The 17636-nt window shown below is 63.2% G+C and carries 22 protein-coding genes; 5 read left to right on the top strand and 17 right to left on the bottom strand.

The genetic code is table 11. From position 1 onward, the window contains the following. Nucleotides 1-66: 66 nt before the first annotated feature. The 6 genes from Herbaro_RS03470 to purB form a co-directional block, all read right to left on the bottom strand. On the bottom strand, nt 67-1272 hold the full coding sequence (locus tag Herbaro_RS03470; protein ID WP_275012453.1) for a class I SAM-dependent methyltransferase: 1206 nt from the start codon (nt 1270-1272) through the stop codon (nt 67-69). A 57-nt stretch (nt 1273-1329) separates the two neighbouring features. After that, complete coding sequence (pdxH, locus tag Herbaro_RS03475) at nt 1330-1965, bottom strand: pyridoxamine 5'-phosphate oxidase (RefSeq protein ID WP_275012454.1); 636 nt, start codon at nt 1963-1965, stop codon at nt 1330-1332. Between the two features lie 193 nt (nt 1966-2158). After that, nucleotides 2159-2737 carry a YceI family protein gene (locus Herbaro_RS03480; protein WP_275012455.1) on the bottom strand — a complete coding sequence of 193 codons (579 nt, stop codon included), beginning with the start codon at nt 2735-2737 and terminating at the stop codon, nt 2159-2161. A 57-nt stretch (nt 2738-2794) separates the two neighbouring features. Further along, nucleotides 2795-3358, bottom strand: coding sequence for a YceI family protein (locus tag Herbaro_RS03485; protein ID WP_275012456.1), 564 nt, complete (start codon nt 3356-3358; stop codon nt 2795-2797). Between the two features lie 116 nt (nt 3359-3474). Further along, nucleotides 3475-3999: a cytochrome b gene (locus Herbaro_RS03490; protein ID WP_275012457.1), complete on the bottom strand. Its 525-nt coding sequence runs from the start codon at nt 3997-3999 to the stop codon at nt 3475-3477. A 326-nt stretch (nt 4000-4325) separates the two neighbouring features. Beyond that, nucleotides 4326-5693 (bottom strand): adenylosuccinate lyase, encoded by a 1368-nt coding sequence (gene purB / locus Herbaro_RS03495; protein ID WP_275012458.1) that lies wholly within the window; start codon nt 5691-5693, stop codon nt 4326-4328. Between the two features lie 224 nt (nt 5694-5917). Here purB and Herbaro_RS03500 point away from each other — a divergent pair, with 224 nt between their 5' ends. Continuing rightward, entirely contained in the window at nt 5918-6532 is a 615-nt protein-coding gene (locus Herbaro_RS03500) for a glutathione S-transferase family protein (RefSeq protein WP_275012459.1), read from the top strand. 94 nt (nt 6533-6626) lie between these two features. On the opposite strand, the gene bfr is transcribed toward Herbaro_RS03500, so the two are convergent. The 9 genes from bfr to Herbaro_RS03545 form a co-directional block, all read right to left on the bottom strand. Then, nucleotides 6627-7106, bottom strand: a complete 480-nt coding sequence (bfr, locus tag Herbaro_RS03505; RefSeq protein WP_275012460.1) for a bacterioferritin — start codon at nt 7104-7106, stop codon at nt 6627-6629. 341 nt (nt 7107-7447) lie between these two features. Next, nucleotides 7448-7864, bottom strand: a complete 417-nt coding sequence (locus Herbaro_RS03510) for an ExbD/TolR family protein (protein ID WP_275012461.1) — start codon at nt 7862-7864, stop codon at nt 7448-7450. After that, nucleotides 7864-8595: a MotA/TolQ/ExbB proton channel family protein gene (locus Herbaro_RS03515; RefSeq protein ID WP_275012462.1), complete on the bottom strand. Its 732-nt coding sequence runs from the start codon at nt 8593-8595 to the stop codon at nt 7864-7866. Before Herbaro_RS03515 ends, Herbaro_RS03510 begins: the two co-directional genes overlap by 1 nt. Nucleotides 8596-8629: 34 nt before the next feature. Next, entirely contained in the window at nt 8630-9331 is a 702-nt protein-coding gene (locus tag Herbaro_RS03520; protein WP_446719302.1) for an energy transducer TonB, read from the bottom strand. Nucleotides 9332-9340: 9 nt separating this feature from the next. After that, nucleotides 9341-9568 carry a (2Fe-2S)-binding protein gene (locus tag Herbaro_RS03525; protein ID WP_275012464.1) on the bottom strand — a complete coding sequence of 76 codons (228 nt, stop codon included), beginning with the start codon at nt 9566-9568 and terminating at the stop codon, nt 9341-9343. A 28-nt stretch (nt 9569-9596) separates the two neighbouring features. Beyond that, entirely contained in the window at nt 9597-9920 is a 324-nt protein-coding gene (locus tag Herbaro_RS03530; RefSeq protein ID WP_209608717.1) for a hypothetical protein, read from the bottom strand. Nucleotides 9921-10014: 94 nt separating this feature from the next. Then, complete coding sequence (gene hemP, locus Herbaro_RS03535; protein ID WP_209608716.1) at nt 10015-10203, bottom strand: hemin uptake protein HemP; 189 nt, start codon at nt 10201-10203, stop codon at nt 10015-10017. 227 nt (nt 10204-10430) lie between these two features. After that, nucleotides 10431-11537 carry a tRNA 2-thiouridine(34) synthase MnmA gene (gene mnmA, locus Herbaro_RS03540; RefSeq protein ID WP_275012465.1) on the bottom strand — a complete coding sequence of 369 codons (1107 nt, stop codon included), beginning with the start codon at nt 11535-11537 and terminating at the stop codon, nt 10431-10433. A 47-nt stretch (nt 11538-11584) separates the two neighbouring features. After that, entirely contained in the window at nt 11585-12070 is a 486-nt protein-coding gene (locus tag Herbaro_RS03545; protein WP_275012466.1) for an NUDIX hydrolase, read from the bottom strand. A 164-nt stretch (nt 12071-12234) separates the two neighbouring features. On the opposite strand from Herbaro_RS03545, the gene Herbaro_RS03550 reads away from it, so the two are divergent. The 4 genes from Herbaro_RS03550 to Herbaro_RS03565 all read left to right on the top strand — a co-directional run bounded on the left by Herbaro_RS03550 (nt 12235) and on the right by Herbaro_RS03565 (nt 15586). After that, nucleotides 12235-13350, top strand: a complete 1116-nt coding sequence (locus Herbaro_RS03550) for a Re/Si-specific NAD(P)(+) transhydrogenase subunit alpha (RefSeq protein WP_275012467.1) — start codon at nt 12235-12237, stop codon at nt 13348-13350. Between the two features lie 70 nt (nt 13351-13420). Then, nucleotides 13421-13783 (top strand): aspartate 1-decarboxylase, encoded by a 363-nt coding sequence (panD, locus tag Herbaro_RS03555; protein ID WP_275012468.1) that lies wholly within the window; start codon nt 13421-13423, stop codon nt 13781-13783. A 52-nt stretch (nt 13784-13835) separates the two neighbouring features. Continuing rightward, nucleotides 13836-14150, top strand: a complete 315-nt coding sequence (locus tag Herbaro_RS03560; protein ID WP_275012469.1) for an NAD(P) transhydrogenase subunit alpha part 2 — start codon at nt 13836-13838, stop codon at nt 14148-14150. Next, nucleotides 14147-15586: an NAD(P)(+) transhydrogenase (Re/Si-specific) subunit beta gene (locus Herbaro_RS03565; protein ID WP_275012470.1), complete on the top strand. Its 1440-nt coding sequence runs from the start codon at nt 14147-14149 to the stop codon at nt 15584-15586. The genes Herbaro_RS03560 and Herbaro_RS03565 overlap by 4 nt, the downstream gene beginning before the upstream one ends. An 82-nt stretch (nt 15587-15668) precedes the next feature. Here the strand turns inward: Herbaro_RS03565 and upp are convergent, their stop codons facing one another. Both upp and Herbaro_RS03575 read right to left on the bottom strand, forming a co-directional pair. Beyond that, entirely contained in the window at nt 15669-16316 is a 648-nt protein-coding gene (gene upp, locus Herbaro_RS03570; protein WP_275012471.1) for a uracil phosphoribosyltransferase, read from the bottom strand. 99 nt (nt 16317-16415) lie between these two features. Next, the gene (locus Herbaro_RS03575; RefSeq protein ID WP_275013948.1) at nt 16416-17564 is read right to left on the bottom strand and encodes an FAD-dependent monooxygenase; all 1149 of its coding nucleotides are present in this window, start codon (nt 17562-17564) and stop codon (nt 16416-16418) included. Nucleotides 17565-17636: the final 72 nt, after the last annotated feature.

Below are 17636 nucleotides of genomic sequence, written 5' to 3' on the forward strand. Positions count from 1 at the left end.
GGCGCAAAAAAAAAACGGGCATCCGGCCAGGCCGGCGCCCGTTTTTTCTTGCCCGTTGTCGCAGGCTTACTTGCCGTAGACGTAATTGCGCGACCAGGGCAGCGTCTGCGCGCTGGTGTCGGCCTTGGTGCACACCACCTGGTACAGGGAAATCCAATCGCGCTCGAAGCCGTACGAGCTGCCGGCCAGGTAGACGCGCCAGATGCGGTAATGCTTCTCGTCGGTCACCTTGCGGATGGCGTCGGTGTTGGTTTCGAAATTGTCGGCCCACATGGCGCAGGTCTTGGCATAGTGGCGCCGCAGGTTCTCGACGTCGAAGGCTTCCAGGCCGCCCTCCTGCATGGTCTTGAGCACCGCGCTGATGTGCGGCAACTCGCCGGCCGGGAACACGTACTTGTCGATGAACTCGCCGGCGCCATAGGGCGACTCGCCGTTGTCGATGTCGGTGCTGGTGATGCCATGGTTCATCACCATGCCGCCGTCGGCCAGCAGCCGGTTGATCTGGCGGAAGTAGGCCGGCAGGTTCTTGATGCCGACGTGCTCGAACATGCCCACGCTGGTGATGCGATCGAAGCTGCCGGTCACGTCGCGGTAGTCCTGCAGGCGGATCTCGATGCGGTCGGAGAGGCCGGCGCGCTCCACGCGCTCGCGGGCCAGCGCGTACTGGTTCTTCGACAGCGTGACGCCGACGCACCTGGCGCCGTACTTCTGCGCCGCGCGCAGCACCAGCGCCCCCCAGCCGCAACCGATGTCGAGCAGGGTCTGGCCGGGCTGGAGCTGGATCTTGTTGAGGATGTGGTCGATCTTCTTGATCTGCGCCGTGGCGAGGTCCTCGTCGCCGTTCTCGAAGTAGGCGCAGGAGTAGACCATGTTCTCGTCCAGGAACAGCTGGTAGAAGTCGTTGGAGACGTCGTAGTGGTACTGGATCGCCTCGGCGTCCTTCTTCTTGCTGTGGGTCACGCTGCGCACCATGCGGCCCAGTTTTCCTTCCGCCTTCAGCGTGCTGGAGGCAAGGTCGTTGGCGACCTTGATGATGTTCTTCACCGCGCCCTCCACCTCGATCTTGCCCTCGACGTAGGCCTCGCCGAGATTGGCGAGGGAGGGGTTGAGCAGCGAGGTGATGGCCGATGCCTGCGGTACCTTCAGCGTGACTTCAGGCGTACCCGTGCTGAAGTCGTATTGCTGTCCGTTCCACAGCACCAGCCGCAGCGGCAGCGCCGATACGTTGCGAATGTTCTCTACCCAGGCGTCAAGCTTCTTTTCCCAAAACACGATTGTCCTCCGCGTTGTGACGTTGAATGCTTAACAGTCCTGTCGTCGTGGTGGGCGTCAGGGCTGCAGGCGCCGCCGTTGCCATTGTTCGCCGTCGGTGCGTGTGTAGAGCACGCGGTCGTGCATGCGCGATGGCCGGCCTTGCCAGAATTCGATGCGGTCAGGAATGACCCGGTAGCCGCCCCAGTGGGCAGGGCGCACCGGATGTTCGCCGAATTGCCGTTTCGTCGTTTCGAATTGTTGTTCCAGTGTTTCGCGATCGGCGACTGCCTGGCTCTGGTTGGAAGCAATGGCTCCCAGCTGGCTGCCCAGCGGTCGGCTGAAGAAATAGGCATCGCTTTCTTCCGCGGCGACGCGCGTGATCCTTCCTTCGATGCGAACCTGGCGTTCAAGTTCTACCCAATGGAACAACAGGGCGACATACGGATTCGACTCGACATCCCTTCCCTTGCGGCTGTCGTAGTTGGTAAACCAGGTAAAGCCATCCCGATCGAATTGCTTGATCAGGACGATGCGCGAAGACGGTCTTCCATCGGGCCCGACGGTGGCAACGCTCATCGCGTTGTGCTCGGGTATCTGTGCTTTGGCCGCTTCGTCGAACCAGATTGCAAATTGATCAATCGGATCGGCGGCGGTTTCGAGTTCGGACAAACTGGCGCGGCTGTAGTCTTTACGTAGGTCTGCTATCGACATGCTACTTGGTCCTCATGGAACAGCGCTAGGTTAGCGCGTTTTAAAAAGTTTTGCAGAAGGGCAAAACGGCGAATGCGAGCCATTGTGCGGCTTGCAGCCGTTGCGCTCAATGATCCAATGCAAGAATACTCCATGCGCCGGGCATAAAAAAAGCCGATGCTGGGCATCGGCTTTTTGCGTGCTGCGGGAGCGATCAGTTGCTCTTGATCGCTTCGACCTGGATGGCCAGCTTGGTCACGGTCGAGAAGCCGTACTTGGCGCCGTAGTCCACGCCGAAGTCGGCGCGGTCGAAGGTGGCGGTGGCGTCGGCGCCGCAGACTTCACGCTTGAGCATCGGGTGCTGGATGCACTTGAACTTGTCGATGGCCAGCGTCACCGGCTTGGTCACGCCATGCAGGGTCAGGGTGCCTTCGACCGATACCGGCTTGTCGCCGTCGAACTTCACGGCGGTGCCCTTGTAGACCGCGGTCGGGAACTTGGCGACGTCGAACATCTCCGGGCCCTTGGCATGCTCGTTCATCTTGGCGTGGCCGAAGTCGATGGTCGAGGCGTCGACGGTGATGTCGACGCTGCCGGTCTTGGCGGCGCGATCCAGCGTCACGGTGCCGCTGGTCTTGGTGAACTTGCCGCGCCAGACCGACACGCCGCCCATGTGGTCGGCTTCGAAGCTGGGGTAGGTGTGGTTCGGGTCGATCGTGTAGGTGTCGGCGGCGAATGCGGAAGCGGCGGCGCCGACGGCGAGCACAGCGACGAGGATCTGGTTCAGTTTCATGTATCGGTTCCTTGAGGTGATGGGGTGCCGCGCCAGGCGCGGCCGGGGGGATTGCTGTTATTGCGCGACGATGTGGAACTTGATGGTGACTTCATCGGCCACCATGCCGGTGTCTTTCCATTCGCCTTCGCCGACGTTGTAGGTCAGGCGCTTGATGGGCAGGCTACCGTCGAATACCTGGGCGGCGCCATCCTTCTTCACCGCGAGCGGGAAGCTGACATCGGTGCTCTTGCCCTTGATGGTCAGCTTGCCGGCGACGTCGAACTTGCCGGCGCCGGCAGCCTTGATCGAGCTGGCTACGAAGGTCGCCTTGGGGAATTGCGCGGCGTTGAACCATTCCTTCTTCTGCACTTCCTTGTTGTACTCGGCTTCGCCCAGGTCGAAGCTGGAAATGTCGATATCGAGGCTGGCCTTGCCCTGTTCCGGCTTGGCCGTATCGAAATCGATGGCGGCGGTGAACTTCTTGAACTTGGCGTCGACCGGCACGTTGAGTTGCTTGAAGGTGGCGACGACGCTGCTCTTGGCGGCATCGACCTTGAGCGGCGCGGCGTGCGCCGAGGCCGCGATGGCGGCGGCGCCGATGGCGGCCAGGGTGGGTTTGAAGATGCTTCTCAGTGTCATATCGGATCCCGGTAAAAACTAGCTGGAAAAACGGTGCGGCGTGGGGAAATCTTGCTGGTGATGCGAGTGAAACGCGCCGCGGCGGCTGGCGTGCGGCGTATCCGGACCGGCGCCGCTTACGGCAGCATGCGCCGGAAAATATTGTCGCGGTCGATGAACTGGTGCTTCAGTGCGGCCAGAACGTGCATGGCGAAGGCGGCCAGCAGCGTCATGTTGAGCAGATAGTGGGCTTCCTTGAGCAGAGGCTTCAACTCGGGGTTGGGCGCCATCAGCACCGGCAGCGGCACCACGCCGAGGTACACCACCGGCACGCCGGCCGACAGGCTGTAGAAGTAGCCCGACACCGGGATGGCGAACATCAGCGCATACAGGCCCAGGTGCAGCCAATGCGCAGCCGCCTGCTGCCATTGCGGCATGTGGATCGGATAGGCGGGCGCTTTATGCGTCAGGCGCCACAGCAGGCGCACGCAAGCCAGTGCCAGCACGGTCACGCCGATCCACTTGTGCCAGGAAAAGTACTTGAGCTTGGTCGGCGTCAGGCCGGGGATGTTGACCATGGTCAGGCCGAGCCCGAAGGCGGAGATGATCAGCAGGGCGATCAGCCAATGCAGCAGCACGGCGGGTTTGGTGTAGCGGTCCATAGCGAGCGTAGTCTTGTTGTTGCGGTCGGAACGGCAATGCCCAATATGGTTTCGCCGGTGAGGACGTGCCATCGATGCGAGCAATGCAGCGACGGCGGACGCATTGGGTGCGTTGCATCATGCCATTCTTTTGGCAGCTTGTGAGTATAAAGAGCTTTGCGGCAAGCCATTACTTGCGCAAATGGAATTTCAGCCGTCCGCTTTTGCGAGTAATGCAGGCAGGCGCCGAGGCAGGCGTTGGAGCTGGGAAATAAAAATGGCGCGCAGGGCATGCGCGCCATCTCTGGGCAAATCCTGCCGGTAGGCCGGCAGGACGGGCTTGCTGATCAGATCTGCTTGGCCAGCGCGACGGCGCTGCCGATGTAGTTGGCCGGTGTCATGGCCAGCAGGTGATCCTTGGCTTCCTGCGGAATCGCAAGGCCGTTGATGAAGTCGCGCAGGGCGTCCTTCGAGATGCCCTTGCCGCGGGTCAGTTCCTTCAATTGCTCGTACGGATTTTCGATGCCGTAGCGGCGCATGACGGTCTGCACCGGCTCGGCCAGCACTTCCCAAGTGGCGTCCAGGTCGTCGGCCAGGCGTTGCGGGTTGACTTCCAGCTTGTTCAGGCCGCGCAGGCAGCTGTCATACGCCAGCAGCGCGTAGCCGAAGCCGACCCCGATGTTGCGCAGGACGGTGGAGTCGGTCAGGTCGCGCTGCCAGCGCGAGACCGGCAGCTTTTCGGAGAGGTGCTTCAATACCGCGTTGGCCATGCCCAGGTTGCCTTCGGAGTTCTCGAAGTCGATCGGGTTGACCTTGTGCGGCATGGTCGAGGAACCGATTTCGCCGGCCTTGGTGCGCTGCTTGAAGTAGCCCAGCGAGATGTAGCCCCAGATGTCGCGGTTCAGGTCCAGCAGGATGGTGTTGGCGCGCGCCACGGCGTCGAACAGCTCGGCCATGTAGTCGTGCGGCTCGATCTGGATGGTGTAGGGATTGAAGGCCAGGCCCAGGCGCTGCTCGATCACGTCCTTGGAGAACGCGGCCCAGTCGGTGTCGGGGTAGGCCGACAGGTGGGCGTTGTAGTTGCCCACCGCGCCGTTCATCTTGCCCAGGATCTCGACGGCGGCGATGCGTTTGGCGGCGCGCTGCAGGCGCGCCACCACGTTGGCGATTTCCTTGCCCAGGGTGGTCGGGCTGGCCGGCTGGCCATGGGTGCGCGAGAGCATCGGCACGGCCGCGTGCTCATGCGCCAGCTCGGTCAGCTTGGCGATCACGCCTTGCAGCGAAGGCAGCATCACCGTGTCGCGCGCAGCCTTGAGCATCATGCCGTGCGAGGTGTTGTTGATGTCTTCCGAGGTGCAGGCGAAGTGGATGAATTCGGAGGCGGCTACCAGCTCCGGCACGTCCTTCACTTTTTCCTTCAGCCAGTATTCCACGGCCTTGACGTCGTGGTTGGTGACCGCTTCGATTTCCTTGATGCGGGCGGCGTCGGCTTCGGTGAAGTCGGCGGCGAGCTTGTCCAGCAGGCTCTTGCCGGCCGCGGAGAATGGCTTGATCTCGGCGAAGCCGGCTTCCGACAGGGCTTGCAGCCAGGCAATCTCAACCTTCACGCGATGGTGCATGAAGCCGGCTTCGGACAGGATGGGACGCAGTTTGTCGGTTTTGGCGGCGTAGCGGCCGTCCAGCGGGGACAGGGCCGAGAGAGCGGAGAGGGACATGATGGAAACGGATGAAAGACGGAAGAGATACGTTGACTGAAGTTTGGCCGGCTTTTGACGTTAATGGAATCAAAAGTCGAAGCGCCCGAACGCAGGATTTTACCACCCGCGAGCCGACCGGCCCAGTTTACCGGGCTGTTGCTTTCCAACGTTGTGCGGCAGGCCTGCGGATTTCGATGAAAATGCGAATGTTATAATCGCCTCACATAATTACTCCAAATTCCATGCTCAAACTCATAGGCTCCTACGCCAGCCCTTACGTGCGCAAAGTGCGCGTGGTGATGGCGGAAAAAAAGATCGACTTCGAATTCATCCTGGAAGACGTCTGGAGCGCATCGACCACCATCCAGCAAAGCAATCCGTTGGGCAAGGTGCCTTGCCTGCTGATGGACGACGGCGGCGCCATGTTCGACTCGCGCGTGATCGTCGAATACCTCGACACCCTGACGCCGGTAGGCAAGTTGCTGCCGCCCAACGGCCGCGAGCGCGCCGAGATCAAGTGCTGGGAAGCGCTGGCCGACGGCATGCTGGACGCCGCCGTGTTGGTGCGCCTGGAAAAGACCATGCGCCCGACCAAGCAGCAGAGCCCGGAGTGGATCAAGCGCCAGTGGAGCAAGGTAGAAGCCTCGATCAAGGCGATGGCCGAGGGGCTGGGCGAAAAGCCCTTCTGCGTGGGCAACCACTACAGCCTGGCCGACGTCGCCGTCGGCTGTGCGCTGGGATGGATGGCGTTTCGTTTTCCCGACATGCCCTGGCGGGAAGACTACCCCGAGCTGGCCCGCTTGTTCGACAAGGTGTCGGAGCGCCCGTCGTTCAAGGACACGGTGCCCCACATCTGATCGCAGGCCCAGGGTCGGATGCCGGCGCGCCGCGTCGGCGCAATGAAAAAAGCGCGCTTCACGAAGCGCGCTTTTTTTCGTCTGGCGGAACGGCTTATTCGCCGGCCGGAGACATCTGGCTTTGCAGGTAGTTCTGGATGCCGACTTTTTCGATCAGGTCCAGCTGCGTTTCCAGCCAGTCGATGTGCTCTTCGGTGTCGTCCAGGATCATCTGGAACAGCTCGCGCGAGACGTAGTCGCCGTGCTGTTCGCAGGTGGCGATGCCTTCCTTGACGGTCTTGTGCGCGGCCTTTTCCAGCTTCAGGTCGCACTCGATCATTTCCTTGGTGTTTTCACCGATCATCAGCTTGTGCAGCGCTTGCAGGTTCGGCAGGCCGTCCAGCATCAGGATGCGGTCAATCAGCTTGTCCGCGTGCTTCATCTCGCCGATCGATTCGGCGTATTCCTTGGCGCCGATCTTGTCCAGGCCCCAGTGCTTGTACATGCGGGCGTGGAGGAAATACTGATTGATTGCGGTAAGTTCGTTGGTCAATTGCGCATTGAGCAACTTGATGACTGCGGGATCGCCCTTCATGGAAACCTCTGAATTCGTTGGAAGATGGGGGAGGCCGCATGGCGGTCGGAAAACAGACTGCAGACCCACGCGGCGAGAACGGACGCATCATAGCGCAGGCACTTTGTTTCTTCATCATTAATTAGCGCGAATCATTCTTGTCATGGTTCGTCGTTGCCTTGCGCCCGGGCCCGTCGTCCGGGAGTCAGGCGCGGCAAGGCTTTGCGGCCCGCCGGGTGATGCCGCGCACTAAGGGCCGCAAGCGCGGCGCAGCGGCCCCGAAAAACAAAAAAACCTCCGTCGCAGCGCGAGGGAGGTTCTTGTCTTGCCGCGGCGCCCATGCGGGCGCCGCATTGTTGCGCTTACTTCTTGTCCGGATCCGTCACGAAGCCGATCTTGGTCAAGCCGCCGGACTGCGCCGCCGACATGACCTGGGCCACCTTCTCGTATTGCGTGGTGCGTTCGGCGCGCAGGTGCAGCTCGGGTTGCGGCTGCTTCTGCGCGGCGGCTGCAATACGCAGGCTCAGCTGGTTGCTGTCGATCTTCTCTTCGTTCCAGAACACGTCGCCGCCGGCGTCGATGGAGAGGTTGATGCTTTCCGGTTTCACCTCGTCGGGCTGGCTGCTGGCCTTGGGCAGGTCGATCTTCACCGCGTGGTTCATCACCGGAATGGTGATGATGAAGATGATCAGCAGCACCAGCATCACGTCGACCAGCGGCGTGGTATTGATCTCCGGGTTGAAGTCGTCGTCCGAATCGGACAGGGAACCCATGGCCATTACGCTCTCCCGACGGCGGTCAGCTTGGCCTTAGCGCCGTTTTTTTCGCTCTCCTCGGAGGCGGAGCGCGAGCCGGTCACGAACAGGGCGTGCAGGTCGAAGCCGAACTTGTTCAGCTTGGCGATGGTGGTCTTGTTGCCGCGAACCAGGGCGTTGTAGCCGAAGGTGGCGGGAATCGCCACCGCCAGGCCCAGCGCGGTCATGATCAGCGCCTCGCCCACGGGGCCGGCGACCTTGTCGATGCTGGCCTGGCCGGTGGTGCCGATCGACACCAGCGCGTGGTAGATGCCCCAGACGGTGCCGAACAGGCCGACGAACGGCGCGGTGGAACCGACCGACGCCAAGACGGCCATGCCGGCCTGCAGCTTGCCCGAAGCCTCGTCGATGGCCTGGCGCAGCGACAGGGTGACCCAGTCGCTTACCGACAGCTGGTCGTGCAGGTGGCCCTTGTGGGCGGTGTGGTGGCTCATCGCGGTGACGCCGGCCTTGGCGACGTCTGCGAACGGGTTTTCATGACCCAGGGTCGCCACGCCTTCAGGCAGGCTGGTGGTGTCCCAGAACTGATGGCCGGCGGCGTCGGAGGCCTTGCGGAAGCGCAGCAGCTGCAGCGCCTTGGTGATGATCACATACCAGGATGCGATCGACATGGCCAGCAACAGGACGGCGACGCCCTTGGTGACGAAATCCCCTTGAGCCCAAAGGCTTTCCAATCCGTACGGACTAACTTCCATGATGACTTCCCTTTGCTACTTTATGGTTTATGAATTAAGAATTTAACTTGAAGGCAATGCTGCCCGTGGTGGCAACGACGATGGCTTTGCCATCTTCGATATACGGCTTGTAGACAGCGCGCATGACGGCGCGGCGTGCTTCTTCGTCCAGGCGCGGATAGCCGGACGACTTGGTGATCTGGACATCGGTGGCGCGGCCGCTGGTGTTGACCGTGACCTTGAACTGCACCACGCCTTCTTCGCCCATGCGCTTGGAGACGGCGGGATAGTTCACGTGCGGCGGCTCGATGTATTCGATGCCGGAGGTGATCTGCTTGGGCAGGATCGGGCCCGGCGGCGATGCCGGCGCCGGAGTCGGCGCGGCCGCCACCTGCGGGCTCGGTTCAGCCGGCTGCGGCGGTTGCGGCGGCGCGGTGATGGCGGTCGGCGCGGGCGCCTGGGTGACCGGGATCGGCTTGGGCGGGGTCACGACGGGCTTGACGGTCTTGACGACCTTCGGCGGCGTCGGTTCAGCCTTGGGCGGCGCCGGTTCGGGCGCCTTCTCGGGCACGATGAAGGTGGCGATCACTTCCTTGGGAATGGCGCTGGCGACCTGATGCACCAGGCCGCTTTGCAGGGCCCAGAAGAAAGCGATGTGCAAAAGGATGATCAGCCCGAGCGGGCCGATCTTGCGAACCTGGCGCACCAATGCGCTGGGAGAGCTGTTACTCATAACAGACGGCGAAATTGCGTTCATGAATTTGGATTACGCTGCAGCCATCGATGGATGGAAAACCATCGGCCGCGCGCCTTGATGTGTTTGATTGGCTTTGTCGAGACACTCACGCAGTACGTGCTTGGCGCAAGAGTGGCATTTGCCGCAGCAAGTGCCGACACCGAGCTGCTTGCGCAGCTCGGTCATGGATGTCATGCCTGCATCAACCGCCTGATGAATCTTGCCTTCGGAGATGTTATTACAAACACATACGATCATTGTACGCCTTGCCGCCTGCTTTATCAGGCTATGCGGATCTCGCCCCTGACACTATGCGCGAGAAGAATTTAAATTTTTCCGGCTGCGGCATCGTCCGTTCCACTACGGTTGCCCACTGTTCCGATAGTTGCTGGCAGGTTGCCCGCAACACCGGCGCCAGGTTCGGCAGGTCCGCCAGCGCTTTCAGGTGCCTCTCGATGACCGACGCCAGTTTGACGCAGCTTTGAGTTTCCTGATTGTTGTTGGCGGTGTAGTGCGACATCAGATGCAATACGGCAGAAACCAGAAGTTCAGGTTGGGCCGGCGCGCTGTTGGGTTCCGCGAAGGCGGAATGCATTTGGTCGGTAACCATCAAACTCTCCTCACTTGGCTAGCTTTGCTGGCTAAACGTCAAATGGCTTCAACGCTGGCTGGCCTGTTTATCCACCTGTTACTGCGATCCGTGGCTACGCCGTGAGGATCAGTTTGTTCAGCTGGGTCAGACGCAGCTTGTAGATACGGCCGCCGTGATCGATCTCCAGTTCGCGCATCTGACGGAACAGGTCCGTGCTCTTGATGCGGGTGATGGGAGTGCCGTTCGCGGTCGTGCCGGGCTTGTTGCGACGGTCAATGCCGTGTTCGTTCAGTTGGCTCATAACACCTCCTATTAAATGCGAACAATTCTTATTTAGATTATTTGCCATTTACGGGCGGATTGCAAGCTCTTTATGAGTGAGATTGATTATTTTTATCGTCTGGGAATTTCCCCGGGGCATCATCGGCCGACGCAGCCCAGGAAAAGCCGTCCTGATTGCCAAAAAGGAAACGCCCCGCCGGCAAATATTGCGGGCAGGGCGTTGTCTTGTATTGCCTTGGGGGAATGTCAGGCTGCGGAGGCTCCGGTTTCGATGATGCCGCCGCCCAGGCAGACATCGCCGTCGTACAGCACCGCGGACTGGCCGGGCGTGACCGCCCACTGGGCATCGTCGAAGCGCAGCGAGAACTGGCCGTCGCCGGCCGCGAAACGGCAGGCGACGTCGGCCTGGCGGTAGCGCGTCTTGGCCGACAGCGCCTCCCTGTCCGGCGCGCTGCCGGCGACCCAACTGATCTGGCCGGCCGACAGCGTGGGCGTGAGCAGCCAGGGATGGTCGTGGCCCTGCACGATATATAGCGTGTTGTTTTCCACGTCCTTGCGCGCCACGTACCAAGCCTCGCTGTTGCCGTCGGCGTTCTGGTGCGCCTTGACGCCGCCGATGCCGATGCCTTTGCGCTGGCCCAGCGTATAGAAGGACAGGCCGACGTGTTCGCCCACGGTGTCGCCGTCGGCGGTCTTGATCGGACCGGGCTTGTACGACAGGTAACGGTTCAGGAATTCGCGGAACGGACGCTCGCCGATGAAGCAGATGCCGGTCGAATCTTTCTTCTTGGCATTGGGGAGCTGCAGCTGCTCGGCGATGCGGCGCACTTCGGTCTTGTGGATTTCACCCAACGGAAATACGGTGCGCGAGAGCTGTTCCTGGTTCAGGCGGTGCAGGAAGTAGCTCTGGTCCTTGCTGGCGTCGACCGCCTTGAGCAGTTCGAAGCTGCCGGCCTGGTTCTGGCGCACGCGCGCGTAGTGGCCGGTGGCGATGTAGTCCGCGCCGAGCTTCATGGCGTGGTCGAGGAAGGCCTTGAACTTGATCTCGGCGTTGCACAGCACGTCCGGATTGGGCGTGCGGCCGGCCTGGTACTCGCGCAGGAACTCGGCGAACACGCGGTCCTTGTACTCGGAGGCGAAGTTGACCGCTTCGATGTCCACGCCGACCACATCGGCCACGCTGACGGCGTCGATCCAGTCCTCGCGCGTCGAGCAGTATTCCGAATCGTCGTCGTCTTCCCAGTTTTTCATGAACAGGCCGATCACTTCGTAACCCTGTTCCTTCAGCAGCCACGCCGAAACCGACGAATCCACGCCGCCCGACATGCCGATGACCACTCTTTTCTTGCTCATGATATTGCCCGTAAATTGATCGGGGCCATGCCCGTCGTTGAAACCCGTCATTCCAGATCGCCGATCGCGCTGGGATCGGCATGCACCAGTTCCAGCGGCGCCCGCTGGCCGCGCAGCCAGTCGTCCACGCAGCGCAGCACCAGCGGGCTGCGATGGCGTCCGGCGCAGGCCGCCAGCTCGTCGCGCGTCATCCAGACCGTGCGCAGGATGCCTTCATCGAGCGGCCTGGCCAGCGCCTCGCCGACCTCGCCGGCGAAGGCGAAGCGCAGGTAGCTCACGCTCATGCCGCCGCGCGAGGAAGAGACGTTGCGCGAAAGATAGGTGCCGACCAGCGCCGTGGGCGTAAAGTTGCGCGCCGACTCTTCCAGCGCCTCGCGCACCACGGCATCCAGCAGCGATTCGCCCGGTTCCAGGTGGCCGGCCGGCTGGTTAATGCGAATGGCGTCGCCGCTTTGCTCCTCGACCATCAGGAAGCGGCCTTGCCGCTCGATGATCGCGGCGACCGTGACGGAGGGTTTCCAGACTTCAGACATCGATTGCCTCGTTAATCCTCCATTTTACCCGGTTGCGCCGGACTCTTCAGCGCAAAGCCCCGCGCCGCGCGGATCCCCGTCTACCGTAGCGCCCCGGTAAAGTTGCCGGTTTTTAAATTTTGTCGTGTAAGATCCGGGTAAGAATCAACAAACAGGAGCTTTGAATGAGGATAGGTATTCCCGCCGAAAGTCGGGACGGAGAAACGCGTGTAGCGGCGACCCCGGAGACCGTCAAGAAACTGGTGGCCGCCAAGCACGAGGTGATGATCGAGTCGGGCGCGGGCGTGAAGTCCAGCATCCCGGACGAGGCTTTCGTTGCCGTGGGCGCCAGCATCGGCAGCGCCGACGCCGTCTATACCGCAGAAGTCATTCTCAAAGTGCGCGCCCCGAATGAGCAGGAGCGCGCGCGGATCAAGGCTGGCACTGTTGTCGTCGGCATGTTGAATCCCTTCGATACCGACAATATCGCGGCCATGGCCGGCGCGGGGCTGACCGCCTTCGCGCTGGAAGCCGCGCCGCGCACCACCCGTGCGCAGTCGATGGACGTCCTGTCCTCGCAAGCCAATATCGCCGGTTACAAAGCGGTGCTGATGGCAGCCAACACGTACCAGCGTTTCATGCCCATGCTGATGACCGCCGCAGGCACGGTCAAGGCGGCGCGCATGCTGATCATGGGAGCCGGCGTCGCGGGCTTGCAGGCGATCGCCACGGCCAAGCGGCTGGGCGCGGTGATCGAGGCGTCGGACGTGCGTCCGGCGGTCAAGGAGCAGATCGAGTCGCTCGGCGCCAAGTTCCTCGACGTGCCCTTCATCACCGATGAAGAAAAGGAAATCGCGCAGGGCGTGGGCGGCTATGCGCGCCCGATGCCGCCCGACTGGATGAAGCGCCAGGCCGAACTGGTCCACGAGCGCGCCAAGCAGGCCGACATCATCATCACCACTGCGCTGATCCCGGGCCGCAAGGCGCCGGTGCTGATCAGCGAGGAGACGGTGAAGGCGATGAAGCCGGGCTCGGTGATCCTCGACATGGCGGTCGATCAGGGCGGCAACTGCCCCTTGTCCGAACCGGGCAAGACGGTCATCAAGCATGGCGTGCACATCATCGGCGAAGGCAACCTGGCGGCCCTGGTGGCGGCCGACGCCTCGGCGCTGTATGCGCGCAACGTGCTCGATTTCCTCAAGCTGGTCATCGACGCCGAAGGCCGGCTGGTGGTCAACCGGGAAGACGACATCGTGGCCGCCACCCTGCTGTGCCAGGGCGGCGAGATCCTGCGCAAGTAAGCGCGCCGGCGCGTGCGGCGTCGCTCGCGCCGCCGGTCCGGCAATTCAAGAAATACAAGGAAAGAAGTACATGCAACGCATCATGCTGCGCGCCAAGATCCATCGCGCAACGGTCACCCAGTGCGACCTCAACTATGAAGGCTCCTGCGGCATCGACGAAGATCTGCTGGAAGCGGCCGACATCCGCGAGTTCGAAAAGATCGAGCTTTACAACGTCAACAACGGCGAACGCTTCTCCACCTACGCTATCCGCGGCAAGCGTGGCAGCGGCGAGATCTCCCTCAACGGTGCGGCGGCCCGCCTGGCGCACCTGGGCGACCTGCTGATCATCTGCACCTATGCGCCCATGAGCGAGGAGCAAGTCGCGCAGTACAAGCCGAAGGTGGTGTTCGTGGACGACAAGAACCGCATCACCAGCCTGAAAGCGATCTGACCCGCAATCTGACCCGCGGCCCGGCGCCGCGCAATAAAGAGAGGAACAAGAAATGGAAGTCAGCCATACCATCATCAACCTGATCATCTTCGTGCTGGCGATCTACGTCGGCTACCACGTGGTCTGGACCGTCACCCCGGCGCTGCACACGCCGCTGATGGCGGTCACCAACGCCATCTCGGCGATCATCATCATCGGCGCCATGCTGGCCGCCGGCCTCACCGAGGGCCCGGTGGGCCGCATCGCCGGCACCCTGGGCGTGGCGCTGGCCGCGGTCAACGTGTTCGGCGGCTTCATGGTGACCCAGCGCATGCTGGAAATGTTCAAGAAGAAAGAGCCCAAGGCCAAGGCGGGAGCACAAGCATGAGCATGAACCTCGTTACCCTGCTGTACCTGATCGCCTCGATCTGCTTCATCCAGTCCCTGAAGGGCCTGTCCCATCCCGCCACCGCGCGCCGCGGCAACAGTTTCGGCATCGCCGGCATGGTGATCGCCGTGCTGACCACGCTGGCCCTGATCGTCAAGCTCAAGGGCGACGGCGCTGACTCGGCAGGCAACATCGGCTACCTGCTGGTGGCCGCCGGCGTGATCGTGGGTGGCGGCATCGGCGCCTACCTGGCGCGCAGCGTCGAGATGACCAAGATGCCTGAACTGGTTGCGGCGATGCACTCGCTGATCGGTCTGGCCGCAGTCTGCATCGCAGTGGCGGCGGTGGCCGAACCGTGGGCGCTGGGCATCTCCGGCCACGGCATGCCCATCCCCGTGGGCAACCGCGTGGAACTGTTCATCGGCACCTTCGTGGGCGCCATCACCTTCTCCGGTTCGGTGATCGCCTTCGGCAAGCTCTCGGGCAAGTACAAGTTCCGCCTGTTCCAGGGCGCGCCGGTGAACTTTTCCGGCCAGCACTTCCTGAACCTGCTGCTGGCGGTGGCCATGATCGGCTTCGGCATCATCTTCGTGCTGACCCAGAACTGGCTGCCCTTCATCATCATGGCGGCGATCGCCTTCGTGCTGGGCGTGCTGATCATCATCCCCATCGGCGGCGCCGACATGCCGGTGGTGGTCTCGATGCTCAACAGCTACTCGGGCTGGGCGGCGGCCGGCATCGGCTTCTCGCTGAACAACCCGATGCTGATCATCTCCGGTTCGCTGGTGGGCTCCTCGGGCGCGATCCTCTCGTACATCATGTGCAAGGCGATGAACCGCTCGTTCTTCAACGTGATCCTGGGCGGCTTCGGCGGCGAGGCCGCGGCCGCCGGCGGCGCGGCGCAGCAACAGCGCAACGTCAAGTCCGGCTCGGCTGACGACGCCGCCTTTCTGATGGGCAATGCCGAGACCGTGATCATCGTCCCCGGCTACGGCCTGGCGGTGGCGCGCGCGCAGCATGCCCTGAAGGAGCTGACCGAGAAACTGACCCACAACGGCGTGACCGTGAAGTACGCGATCCACCCGGTGGCGGGCCGCATGCCCGGCCACATGAACGTGCTGCTGGCCGAGGCCGAAGTGCCCTACGACCAGGTGTTCGAGATGGAAGACATCAACAGCGAGTTCGCCCAGGCCGACGTGGTGCTGGTGCTGGGCGCCAATGACGTGGTCAACCCCGCGGCCAAGGATCCCAAGTCGCCGATCGCCGGCATGCCGATCCTGGAGGCCTACAAGGCCAAGACCGTGATCGTGAACAAGCGCTCCATGGCCGCCGGCTATGCGGGCCTGGACAACGAGCTGTTCTACATGGACAAGACCATGATGGTCTTCGGCGACGCCAAGAAGGTCATCGAGGACATGGTCAAGGCAGTGGACTGAGTTTTTCCCAGGCATGAAAAACGCCGCCGCGAAGCGATTCGCGGCGGCGTTTTTTTTATCCCGGCGGCGGGAGCAAGCCCGCTTACTTGGTGCCGAAGATGCGGTCGCCCGCATCGCCCAGGCCGGGCACGATGTAGGCGTGGCTGTCCAGGTGCGAATCCAGCGAGGCGACGTACAGCTTGACGTCGGGGTGGGCGTCGGCGAACACTTGCACGCCCTCGGGCGCGGCCACCAGCGCCACGAAGATGATGTTGGCCGACGGCACGCCGCGCTTCTTGAGCGCGTCCACCGCATACACGGCGGAGTTGCCGGTGGCGACCATGGGGTCGCACAGGATCATGGTGCGGTCCTGCAGGTCGGGCAGGCGGACCAGATATTCGACCGGTTGGTGGTTTTCGTCGCGGTAGACGCCGATGTGGCCCACGCGCGCCGAGGGGATCAGCTCCAGCAGGCCGTCGCTCATGCCCACGCCGGCGCGCAGCACCGGCACGATGGCCAACTTGCGGCCGGCGATCACCGGCGCCTGGTAGCTCACCAGCGGGGTCTCGATGGTCTCGGTGGTCAACGGCAGGTCGCGCGTGATTTCGTAACCCATCAGCAGTGTGATCTCGCGCAGCAGATCGCGGAAGGTGCGCGTCGAGGTGCGCTTGTCGCGCATGTGCGTGAGCTTGTGCTGGATCAGCGGGTGATCGAGGATGTAGAGGTTCTTGAAGCGCGGGTCTTGTTTCATGTCGGCAAACGAAATGGCTGTGTTGGTGCGGCCGCGGCCGCGATGCGGCATTGTCTCACGGCGCGGCCCGAGGCGGTATTGCCCGGGCCGCCGCGTCCTTCAGCGACGGCCGAACATCATCTGTTCGGCCAGCAGGTCGCGCGCCGCCGGCAGCGCGTCGATCAGGCCCAGCGAGAGACCGAGCGCGGCCTGCAACAGCGAGCCCTGCGGCGTGCCGGCGAATGCGCGCGCCATGAGGTCGGTCAGGCCGATGGTGAGGCTGCGGTCGCCGCCGCGCCGGCGCTCGAAGGCTTGCAGGGTGGCGGGCGAGAGCTCGCGCGCCAGCACATCGGCCAGCACGCGGGCGTCGCGCAGGCCCAGGTTCAGGCCTTGGCCGGCCACCGGGTGCAGGGTTTGCGCGGCGTTGCCGATGGCCGCCACGCGGCGCGTCTGGCCGGGGCCGGCATTGAGTCCGAGCGCATAGGAGTGGCGCGGGCTGATGCGGGTGAAGCGGCCCAGGCGCTGGCCGAAGGCCTGGTTCAGCGCGGCCAGGAAGGCGCCGTCCTCCAGCGCCAGCAGCCGTTCGCCGGTGGCGGGGCGCACGCACCACACCAGCGCGTAGCCGTCGTCCTGCGGCAGCAGGGCCAGCGGACCTTCGTCGGTGAAGCGTTCGAAGGCGCGATGCGGGATGGCCTGGTCGGCATGCACATGGGCGATCAGCGCCAGCTGACGGTAGTCGCGCTGGCGGTTCCTTTGCCGCTGCTCGCCGAATACGCCGCCCTCGGCCTGGATCGCCAGCGTGGCGCGCAGCACGCGGCCGTCTTGCAGCGACACCGCGACGTGGTCTTCCTCTTCTGCCAGGGCGGCCACTTCGGCCGGGCGCAGGAACGTCAGGCCCAGGTCGGCGGTGGCCTTGGCCAGCGCCAGGTTGACCTCGCCATAGCGCGCCACATAGCCCAGCGCCGGCAGCGCGTAATCCTCGCGGTCCAGCAGCGTGCGGCCGAAGTGGCCGCGTCGCGAGACGTGGATCTGCTCGATGGCGGTGGCGTTCTTCCCCACCGCGTCCCAGGCGCCCAGTTCGTCGAGGATCTGGCGGCTGCCGTAGGAGAGGGCGATGGTGCGCGGATCCTGCGCGGCCTGTTCCGGCGTCTTCATGTCGATCAGCGCGATGCGCGCGGCCGCGCGCCCGCGCCTGGCGAGCAGGCCGGCGAGGCTTTGGCCGACGGGGCCACCGCCGCAGATGATGAGGTCGTAGTCGACGGAATTCATGGTGCCGGAACGGATGAGGTGGACGGAAGACAAGACCCGGTCATTGTAGCGGAGCGGCATGCGGCGGAATTG

Source organism: Herbaspirillum sp. WKF16 (assembly GCF_028993615.1).
Lineage (GTDB): Bacteria > Pseudomonadota > Gammaproteobacteria > Burkholderiales > Burkholderiaceae_D > Herbaspirillum.